At 68.7% G+C, this 9743-nt stretch carries 9 protein-coding genes and 1 riboswitch; of the genes, 1 reads left to right on the forward strand and 8 read right to left on the reverse strand.

The genetic code is table 11. The features are described 5' to 3' along the window. Positions 1-39: 39 nt before the first annotated feature. The 6 genes from ACZ7DL_RS33785 to ctaE all read right to left on the reverse strand — a co-directional run bounded on the left by ACZ7DL_RS33785 (position 40) and on the right by ctaE (position 7090). Positions 40-1401, reverse strand: coding sequence for an aminotransferase class V-fold PLP-dependent enzyme (locus ACZ7DL_RS33785; protein ID WP_470780100.1), 1362 nt, complete (start codon positions 1399-1401; stop codon positions 40-42). A gap of 129 nt (positions 1402-1530) precedes the next feature. Next, a riboswitch (SAM riboswitch) is annotated at positions 1531-1647 on the reverse strand. A 74-nt stretch (positions 1648-1721) separates the two neighbouring features. Continuing rightward, positions 1722-2786: an anthranilate phosphoribosyltransferase gene (gene trpD / locus ACZ7DL_RS33790; RefSeq protein WP_470780102.1), complete on the reverse strand. Its 1065-nt coding sequence runs from the start codon at positions 2784-2786 to the stop codon at positions 1722-1724. A gap of 119 nt (positions 2787-2905) precedes the next feature. Further along, entirely contained in the window at positions 2906-4543 is a 1638-nt protein-coding gene (qcrB, locus tag ACZ7DL_RS33795; RefSeq protein ID WP_470780104.1) for a cytochrome bc1 complex cytochrome b subunit, read from the reverse strand. Beyond that, the gene (gene qcrA, locus ACZ7DL_RS33800; RefSeq protein ID WP_470780106.1) at positions 4540-5598 is read right to left on the reverse strand and encodes a cytochrome bc1 complex Rieske iron-sulfur subunit; all 1059 of its coding nucleotides are present in this window, start codon (positions 5596-5598) and stop codon (positions 4540-4542) included. The genes qcrB and qcrA overlap by 4 nt, the downstream gene beginning before the upstream one ends. Beyond that, positions 5595-6407 carry a cytochrome bc1 complex diheme cytochrome c subunit gene (gene qcrC, locus ACZ7DL_RS33805; RefSeq protein WP_470780108.1) on the reverse strand — a complete coding sequence of 271 codons (813 nt, stop codon included), beginning with the start codon at positions 6405-6407 and terminating at the stop codon, positions 5595-5597. The genes qcrA and qcrC overlap by 4 nt, the downstream gene beginning before the upstream one ends. A 62-nt stretch (positions 6408-6469) precedes the next feature. Next, positions 6470-7090 (reverse strand): aa3-type cytochrome oxidase subunit III, encoded by a 621-nt coding sequence (gene ctaE / locus ACZ7DL_RS33810; protein ID WP_014672235.1) that lies wholly within the window; start codon positions 7088-7090, stop codon positions 6470-6472. Positions 7091-7244: 154 nt separating this feature from the next. Here ctaE and ACZ7DL_RS33815 point away from each other — a divergent pair, with 154 nt between their 5' ends. Continuing rightward, a complete protein-coding gene (locus tag ACZ7DL_RS33815) occupies positions 7245-7646 on the forward strand; it encodes a response regulator (RefSeq protein WP_470780109.1) in 402 nt (133 codons plus the stop codon). Between the two features lie 107 nt (positions 7647-7753). Here ACZ7DL_RS33815 and ACZ7DL_RS33820 read toward each other — a convergent pair whose 3' ends face one another. After that, on the reverse strand, positions 7754-9016 hold the full coding sequence (locus ACZ7DL_RS33820) for a L,D-transpeptidase (protein ID WP_470780110.1): 1263 nt from the start codon (positions 9014-9016) through the stop codon (positions 7754-7756). A 158-nt stretch (positions 9017-9174) separates the two neighbouring features. Beyond that, positions 9175-9573: a cytochrome c oxidase subunit 4 gene (locus ACZ7DL_RS33825; protein WP_470780111.1), complete on the reverse strand. Its 399-nt coding sequence runs from the start codon at positions 9571-9573 to the stop codon at positions 9175-9177. Positions 9574-9743 lie beyond the last annotated feature (170 nt).

The following is a 9743-nucleotide window of genomic DNA, read 5'->3' on the forward strand; positions in this document are numbered from 1 at the left end:
GCCTCGTCGGCGCCGGGTGCGCAGGTGTGGCGGCGCCGCTCACACTGCCGGCACGCAGCGGCCCTCCTCCGTGCGGTACTGCCACTTGGCTCCGTCCCGCACCAGCTCCCCGACGGCGTCGACGAAGCGCTCGACGTGTTCGTCGGGGGTGCCCGCGCCGAAGCTCACGCGGATGGCGTTGAGGGACTTCTCCCCCGGTGCCGCCTCGGGGGCACCGCACTCGCCCTGGGTCTGCGGGTCGCTGCCGAGCAGGGTGCGCACCAGGGGGTGGGCGCAGAAGAGTCCGTCGCGGACGCCGATGCCGTACTCGGCGGAGAGGGCGGCGGCGAAGTGGGAGCTGTTCCAACCCTCGACCACGAAGGAGATGACGCCGACGCGCGGGGCGTCGTCGCCGAAGAGGGAGAGGATCTTCACCTCGGGGACCTCGGCCAGGCCCTCGCGGACCGTGCGGACGAGGTGCTGTTCGCGGGCGACGAGGGTGTCCCAGCCGGCCTCGGTGAGGGCCCTGCACGCGGAGGCGATGGCGTAGGCGCCGATGACGTTCGGGGAGCCGGCCTCGTGCCGGGCGGCGCTCTCGTGCCACTCCACGTCCACCCCGCCGTCCTGCCGCCGGGTGACCCTGCGGCTGGCACCGCCGCCCGCGAGGTACGGCTCGGCCGCGCGCAACCAGTCGGCGCGGCCCGCGAGCACCCCGGAGCCGAAGGGGGCGTACAGCTTGTGCCCGGAGAAGGCGACCCAGTCGACGTCCAGGTCGCGGATGTCGACGGGGTGGTGCGGGGCCAGCTGGGCGGCGTCCAGCACGATCCGGGCACCGTGGGCGTGCGCGGCGGCGGCCAGTTCGCGCACCGGCCACAGCTCGCCGGTGACGTTGGAGGCGCCGGTGACGCAGACCAGGGCGGGGCCGTGGGGGTCCCGGTCGGCGAGGGCCCGCTCCAGGGTCTCGACGGCCTGCCGCGGGGTGCGCGGGGCGTTGAGGTAGGCGACCTGCGCGTCCTGCCAGGGCAGCAGGGAGGCGTGGTGCTCGGTCTCGAAGACGAAGACCTGGCAGTCGGCCGGGAGCGCGCGGGCCAGCAGGTTCAGCGAGTCGGTGGTCGAGCGGGTGAAGACGACCTGGTCGTCCGGGCGGCAGCCGAGGAACTCGGCGACCGTCCTGCGGGCGTTCTCGAACAGGTCGGTGGAGAGCTGGGAGAGGTAACCGGCACCGCGGTGGACGCTGCCGTAGTACGGGGCGTAGGCGGCGACGTCGTCCCAGACGCGCTGGAGGGCGGGGGCGCTGGCCGCGTAGTCGAGGGCGGCGTAGGTGACTTCGCCGCCGGTGACCAGCGGGACGGTGACATCCCGTCCCAGAACGGACAGAGAGGCACAAACGGACTGGTCGGCGGCAACGCTGGAGACAGACATGGCGAACTCCCGTGACAGGAATACGAGAAGGAGAGAAGAAGGGTGTGCGGAGGCGGGGCTCTGCGGCCCTAACGCATTCGCTTGCTCACGGAAGACTCCTCGACGACCAGGACCCCTGGGTTTGCGAGGGATCCGCGCTTGCCGTGGACCTTGCTGTCGACGGCCTGGTCTTCACCCGGGGCACCCCGCCACGGACGGAGGGTTGCCGGACAGTCGGCCGGGGCCTCATGACTGTCACTCATGACCTGGTACAGGAACGTACGTGAAAAGGTCGACGTCCCGCAACCCGTGTCCGGATCGCGGGACGACTCCCGGTGACGTCAGGCGTTGCTGACGGCCACCCAGCGGTCCAGCGTGCGCCTCGCCGCGCCCGAGTCGATCGACTCCGCGGCCTTCGCCATGCTGGCCCGGAGCTGCTCGGCGAGCGGCGCGTCCGTCGGCTGGAGTGCCACCAGCGCCGCCGCCGAGTTCAGCAGCACCGCCTCCCGTACGGCCCCCTGCTCGCCGTCCAGCAGGCGGCGGGCGACCTGCGCGTTGTAGGCCGCGTCGGCGCCGCGCAGGGCGTCCACGGGGACGAGGTCGATGCCGACGTCCCGCGGGTCGAAGGTCTCCTCGGTGACCTTGCCGTCCCGGACCACCCACACCCGGGAGGTGGCGGTGACGGTCAGCTCGTCCAGGCCGTCGTCACCGCGGAAGACCAGCGCGGAGTTGCCGCGCTCGGCGAGCACACCGGCCACGATCGGGGCCATGCGCGGGTCGGCGACCCCGACCGCCTGGGCGCGCACCCGCGCCGGGTTGGTCAGCGGGCCGAGCACGTTGAAGGTGGTCCGGATGCCCAACTGGGAGCGCGCCGGGGCGACATGGCGCAGGGAGGGGTGGAAGCGCACCGCGAAGCAGATGGTGATGCCGGCTTCCTCGGCGACCTCCGCGACCCGCTGCGGGGTCAGGTTCAGGTTGATCCCGAGCTTCTCCAGGACGTCGGAGGAGCCGGAGGCGGAGGAGGCGGCGCGGTTGCCGTGCTTGACGACCTTGGCGCCGGTGCCCGCGACGACGATCGAGGACATGGTGGAGATGTTCACCGTCTTGGCGCCGTCGCCGCCGGTGCCGACGATGTCGACGGCCGGGCCGGGCACCTCGATCACGTTCGCGTGCGCGTACATCGTGCGGACGAGTCCGGAGATCTCCTCGACCGTCTCGCCCTTGGCCCGCAGCGCCACCATGAACCCGGCGATCTGCGCGTCGGTCGCCTCCCCGCGCATGATCAGGTCCATGGCCCAGGCGGTGTCGTCGGCGGACAGGTTCCGGCCGTCCAGCAGACCGTTCAGCAGGGCGGGCCAGGAGCGGCCCGCCGCGGTGTCGCCTCCAGCGGGGGTCACAGCGCTCATCAGCCGCTCCTGGGTGTCGTGAGAACAGGGTGCTCCCACCCTATCCAGCCCGGGACACGGCGAAGGGCCCCGTCCGGCTTGCGGACGGGGCCCTTCGGCGTGGCGTGGCGACGCGGGGATCAGTGGTGGCCGTGGCCGCTCGTGATCTCCTTGTACTCCTCGACGGTCGGCTTCGGGATCTGGTTGTCCTCGCCGTAGTAGGCGTTGGAGAGCTTGGCGCGCAGCTTCTCCGAGGCCGTCACCTTGCGCTCGACACCGTTCTCGTCGACCACCGGGCCGATCTCGGCCGGCTCGTACTGGTGGTGAGCCGTGAGGGTGTGCAGCTGCTCCTGGCTGAGCGGCTCGTGCACCTCGATGAACTCACCGTGCGGCAGCCGCTTGATGATGCCGGTCTCGCGGCCGTGCAGCACCTTGTCGCGGTCGCGGCGCTGGAGACCCAGGCAGATCCGCTTGGTGACGATGAACGCGATCACCGGTCCGGCGAAGAAGGAGATCCGGACGAACCAGGTCACGGCGTTGATCGACAGGTGGAAGTGGGTGGCGAAGAGGTCGTTGCCACCGCCGACCAGGCCGATCATGTAGACCGTCACCCAGGCCACACCGAACGCGGTGCGGGTCGGGGCGTTGCGCGGGCGGTCCAGGATGTGGTGCTCGCTCTTGTCGCCGGTGACCCAGGACTCGATGAACGGGTAGACCGCGATCGCCATCAGGACCAGACCGAAGAGCACCAGCGGGATGAACACGCCCAGGACGAGCGTGTGACCCCAGAAGTTGATCTCCCAGCCCGGCATGTAGCGGACCAGACCCTCGGCGAAGCCCATGTACCAGTCGGGCTGGGCGCCGGTGGACACCTGGTCCGGACGGTAGGGGCCCATGGCCCAGATCGGGTTGATCTGGGCGACCGCCGCGATGGCCGCGATGACACCGAAGACCAGGAAGAAGAAGCCTCCGGCCTTGGCCATGTAGACCGGCAGCAGCGGCATGCCGACGACGTTCTTCTCGGTCTTTCCGGGACCCGCGAACTGCGTGTGCTTGTGGTAGAAGACCAGGATCAGGTGGCCCACCACCAGGCCGAGCATGATGCCCGGCAGCAGCAGGATGTGGATCGAGTAGAACCGGGCCACGAAGTCGTGGCCGGGGAACTCGCCGCCGAAGAGGAACATCGAGATGTACGTGCCGACGATCGGCACGGACAGGATCGCGCCCTCGGTGAAGCGGACACCGGTGCCGGAGAGCAGGTCGTCCGGGAGCGAGTAACCGGTGAAGCCGGTGAACATGCCGAGGACGAACAGCAGGAAGCCGAACAGCCAGTTGATCTCACGCGGCTTGCGGAACGCGCCGGTGAAGAACACACGCATCATGTGCACGAACATGCCGGCGAGGAAGATCAGCGCGGCCCAGTGGTGGATCTGCCGGATGAGCAGACCACCGCGCACGTCGAAGGAGATGTGCAGGGTCGAGTTGAACGCCTCGGACATCAGCTGTCCCTGGAGCGGGACGTAAGAGCCGTGGTACTCCACCTCGTTCATCGACGGGTGGAAGAACAGCGTCAGATAGACACCCGTCAGGATGATGATGATGAAGCTGTAGAGGCAGACCTCACCCAACATGAACGACCAGTGGTCGGGGAAGATCTTGCGCATGTTGGCCTTGGCCAGGGAGTAGATCCCGAGCCGGCCGTCGGCCCAGTCGGCGACGCGCTCGCCGGCCGGGGCCTTCCCGCGAGAGCGGGGTGCTTCGTTCGGTGTAGTGCTCATCCGCGCTCCCAGAATGCAGGACCGACGGGCTCCTCGAAGTCGCCGAGCGCCTGGAGGTAACCCTCACTGTCCACACCGATGCGCAGCTGCGGCAGGGCGTGGCCGGCGGGGCCGAAGATCACTCGGGCACCGTCGGAGAGGTCGAAGGTGGACTGGTGGCACGGGCACAGCACGTGGTGCGTCTGCTGCTCGTACAGGGAGATCGGGCAGCCGACGTGGGTGCAGATCTTCGAGAACGCGACGATGCCCTCGTGCGACCAGTCGAGCTCGCGCTTGTCCTTGATGTTGCCCGGCTGGAGCCGGACGATCATCAGGGCCGCCTTGGCGATCTCGTCCTGGAATTCCTCCTGGTGCTCCTCCAGGCCGTACGGCTTGGCGAAGGTGAGGGAGCCGACGGCGACGTCCTCGGGACGCAGCGGCTGGTTCGTGTTCATGTTGACCAGGCGCTTGCCCTTGGCCCACATGGTGTGGCGGAGCTTGGTCCCCGGGGCCGGGCCGAGACCGCCGAGCAGCATGACGCCGGAGAGCGGCACCAGGGCCAGCGCGCCGAACATCGTGTTGCGGATCAGCTTGCGGCGGCCGATCACCGACTCCTTGGCACCCAGGCGGAAGTCCGCGTGGACCTTCGCGCGCACCTCGGGAGAGGCCTGGATCGGGTGCCTGTCGTCGGCGACCTCCACGTCGGACATCAGGGTACGGGCCCAGTGGACCGCTCCCGCGCCGATGCAGAACAGGGCCACGCCGAGGGTCATACCGAGCGCGAAGTTCATCGCGCTGATGTGCCCGATCGGGAAGACGAAGATCGACTTGTCGTTCGGGATGACCAGGTACGAGACGATGAAGCCGATGGTGGCCAGCATCGACACCGTGAACAGCAGGGCGACCGCGCGCTCGGACCGCTTGGCGGCCCGCTCGTCGATGTCCTGGATCCGGTGCTCGTGCGGGGGCAGCCCCGGGTTGGCGAACGGGTTCTCCTCGTCCGCGACCCCTACCGCGCCGTGTGCGTGGTCCTGCTCAGCGGGCAGGTTCTCTTCTGGAATGTCTTGGCTACTCATGACTTCTTGGCCTTTGCGGTCCGAGCGGCGACCCAGACGGCGACCGCGATCAGCGCGCCGAGGCCGAAGATCCAGGCGAACAGACCCTCACTGACCGGCCCGAGGCCGCCCAGCTCCAGGCCACCCGGGTTCACCGTCTCATCGCCGTTGACCGCGTTCAGGTACGCGATGATGTCCTTCTTGTTCTTCTCCGACATCGTGGTGTCGGGGAAGGACGGCATGTTCTGCGGGCCCGTCTGCATGGCCTCGTAGATGTGCTTCGGAGCGACACCCTCCAGGCTCGGCGCGTACTTGCCCTTGGTCAGGGCGCCACCCTTGCCGGTGAAGTTGTGGCACTGCGCGCAGTTGGTGCGGAACAGCTCGCCACCCTTGGCGATGTCCGCGCCGTCCGGGCCGTACTGCTCCTTGGTCGGCACGCTCGGGCCGGCGCCCAGGGAGGCGATGTACGCGGCGAGCTGGTCGATCTGGGCCTGCGTGTAGATGTTCTTCTTGCGCGGGACCTGGGCGCCCTGCGAGGTGGCGGCGGGCATACGGCCGGTGCTGACCTGGAAGTCGACGGCCGCGGCGCCCACGCCGACGAGGCTCGGGCCGTCGGAGGAGCCCTGGCCACCGGTGCCGTGGCAGCTGGCGCAGCCGACCTCGTAGAGCTTCTTGCCCTCCTTGATGGTCAGGGACTGGGAGGTTTCATCGGCCTGCGCCTTGCCCGCGGGTGCGAACGCGGCGTACAGCCCCCCAGTGGCCGCCAGCGCGAGGAGTAGGACGACGACCGCCGCCAGCGGATGGCGTCGTCGTGCGGAGAGCTTTTTCACGGATTACCCCGGTGTCAGGATCTTCTGCGTCGGTGCTTCTGGATGTGCGGGAGCGGTCCCGGCTACTTGATCAGGTAGATCGTGGCGAAGAGGCCGATCCAGACGACATCGACGAAGTGCCAGTAGTAGGACACGACGATGGCGGCGGTCGCCTGCTCGTGAGTGAACCTCTTGGCCATGTACGTACGGCCGAGGACCAGCAGGAAGGCGATGAGGCCGCCCGTCACGTGCAGGCCGTGGAAGCCGGTGGTCAGGTAGAACACCGAGCCGTACGGGTCGGAGGACAGCGAGATGCCGTCCTTCTTCACCAGCTCCGTGTACTCGTAGATCTGACCGCCGATGAAGATCGCACCCATGATGAAGGTGAGGATGAACCAGCCACGGAGCTTCTTCACATCGCCGCGCTCGGCGGCGAACACGCCGAGCTGGCAGGTGAGGGAGGAGAGCACCAGGATCGTGGTGTTCGTGGCGGAGAAGGGCACGTTGAGTGCCTCCGCCATCTCCTTCCAGTGAGCCGGTCCGGTCACCGACCGGAGGGTGAAGTACATCGCGAAGAGGGCCGCGAAGAACATCAGCTCGGAACTCAGCCAGATGATGGTTCCGACGCTGGTGAGGTTCGGTCGATTGACCGACGGGTGCGCGTGCCCGGTTTCTACTGTCGTTGCTGTCGCCACGACCGACATTATGTCGGTCGCTTATCTCGCGCTCACTCCGGGGGGTGCCGTTCGGAGTGTTGCCACCCGCCGGACCGGTGTTGACGTGGTGTTCATGGGAGTAGCATCCGCCCAAACGGCCCTGTGGGGCCTGTCCGTACGACGCTGACGTCTCGGAGGAACAATGCAGCCGACCGCCACGGTGCTGGTCTACAGCGACGACTCCAACACCCGCGAGCAAGTACGGCTGGCCGCCGGGCGCCGGCCGGCTCCGGACGTCCCCTTCGTGGAGTTCCTGGAGTGCGCGACTCCCGATGCGGTGCTGCGGGAGCTGGGCAAGGGCGGTGTCGACGTCTGTGTGCTGGACGGCGAGGCCGTGCCGATGGGCGGCATGGGGCTGTGCCGGCAGATCAAGGACGAGGTGTTCAACTGCCCGCCGGTGCTGCTGCTGATGGGGCGGCCGCAGGATGCGTGGCTGGCCACGTGGAGCCGTGCCGACGCCGCGGTGACCCTGCCGGTGGATCCCGTGGAGTTTGCCTCCGCGCTGGCTTCTCTGCTTCGTCAGAGGCGGTTGGTGGGCGCCTGACGGGGTGGGGCGCGGGGTGCGTGGGCGAGTGCGGGCCGGTGGGTCCTTCTCGCGTCCACGCGGCGGCAGCCGCATATCGGACACAGCCCCGCGCCCCTTCGGGGCGCTCATAGTGCCGCTGGCTGGATCCTCAGGGCGTCTCCCGGTGCCGGGCCCTCCGGTTTGCCGTTGAAGAGGGCGCTGCCTTCGCGCCACTTCTGCCAGTCGACGTTCCAGTCGCCGAAGCCGTTGCCGAAGGGCTCCATGTCGTTGCCGTTGGAGTTGACGACCTTCACGATGTCGCCCTCCTTGACGGTGTCGAAGAACCACTCCGCGTTGGACGTGCTCATACCGGTGCAGCCGTGGCTGACGTTGGCGTACCCCTGCGAGCCCACGGACCAGGGGGCGGCGTGTACGTACTCGCCGGACCAGGTGACCCGGGTGGCGTAGTAGACCGGCAGGTCGTAGGAGTCGGCGCTGCCCTCGGCGATGCCCACGGTGGTGCCGCGCATCCGTACGAAGTACTGCTTGGCCAGTACGACCTTGACGCCGTTGCGGGTCTCGTAGCCGGGCTTGCCGGTGGTGACCGGGATCTCGTTGATCTCCTGGCCGTTCTTGTAGACCGTCATCTGGTGCGACGAGGCGTCCGTGACGGCCTCGACCTTGTCGCCCGTGGTGAGCTTCAGCGGCTTGGACTTGCCGCCCCACAGCCGGTCGCCGATCTTGACGCCGTCCAGGTTGCTGTGCACCTGGACGGTGGCGTTCACGGGCCAGTACTCCTTGGGCCGGTAGTGGAGTTCCTTGTTGTCCACCCAGTGCCAGGCGCCCGGCACGGCCGGCGTGGACTCCACCCGCAGGGCGCGTTCCACGATGGCGCGCTGCGCCTTGTCCTTGATCTCGTGGTCGAGTTGGGCCGTGATGGGCTGTCCGACGCCGTAGGTGCCCGACTTCGGCCCGAAGGTGACGCTCAGCCGCTTCTTGCTGGAGGGCCCCCTGGTGTCGAACGCCAGGACCTTCCGGCCGGGTGCGCCGTCCTCGTCCTCGGTGCTCACCGTGACCGTGTAGTGGGCGTTGGCGGCCAGCGGGGAGGTGCTGTGCCAGCGGCTGCCGTCGGCGGCCAGTTCGCCCGCCACATAGCGCCCTGTGGAGTCCTGGGCGATGACGTCCGTGATGCGGCCCTCACCGCTCTTGGCGGTGACCTCCAGGGGCTTGTCCGGGTCGGCCCGCTTCTGCGCATCGGTGGGGCCGTTGAAGGAGATCAGGCCCGCTGCGTCGTACGGCCTGGCCGACAGGGGGTTGCCGTCCGAACCGCAAGCGGTGACGCCCGCGCCGAGGGCGGTCACCAGCAGGGTGCAGCTGACGACGGTGCGGGTCCGCGGAGTGTGGTTCATACGATCACGCTATGAGACGGTGACCGTACCGGCACGGCAGGTAATCCTTACGAGGGAACGACACTGCGGCAACGGACGGACCCGCCGAAGCCCCGGAAAAGGCGGGAGCCCGGGCCCCCCTGATGGAGGGCCCGGGCTCCCGGTGCGTTCAGCGCGCCTTACTGAGTGCGGTTCTCACCGTGGTAGTACTCGAACACCCAGCCGAACAGGCCGACCAGGATGATCGGGGCGGCGAAGTAGAGCAGCCACCAGCCGACCGCGACACCGAGGAAGGCCATCGCGCCGCCGGTGCCGAGGGCGAGCGGCTGCCAGCTGTGCGGGCTGAAGAAGCCCAGCTCGCCCGCGTCGTCCGCGACGTCGGCCTCCTTGTCGTCCTGCGCGCCCGCGTCGACCCGCCGGGCGGTGAAGCCCAGGTAGAAGCCGATCATGACGGACAGGCCGAAGGCCAGGAAGAGCGCAGTGGTACCGGCCGGCTCCTTCGACCACACGCCATACACGATGGCCATGATCAGGATGAAGACGCTCAGCCAGATGAACATCCGACCCTGGATCTTCACTTGCCGGCCTCCTTGCTGCCCGCGACGGCGGTGCCGTGACCGGCGTGCTCGAGCTGCTCGAGCGCGGCGATCTCAGGGTGGTGCAGGTCGAACGCCGGGGATTCGCTGCGGATCCGCGGCAGGGTGAGGAAGTTGTGCCGCGGCGGCGGGCAGGACGTCGCCCACTCCAG

Source organism: Streptomyces sp. NPDC036984 (assembly GCF_055607665.1).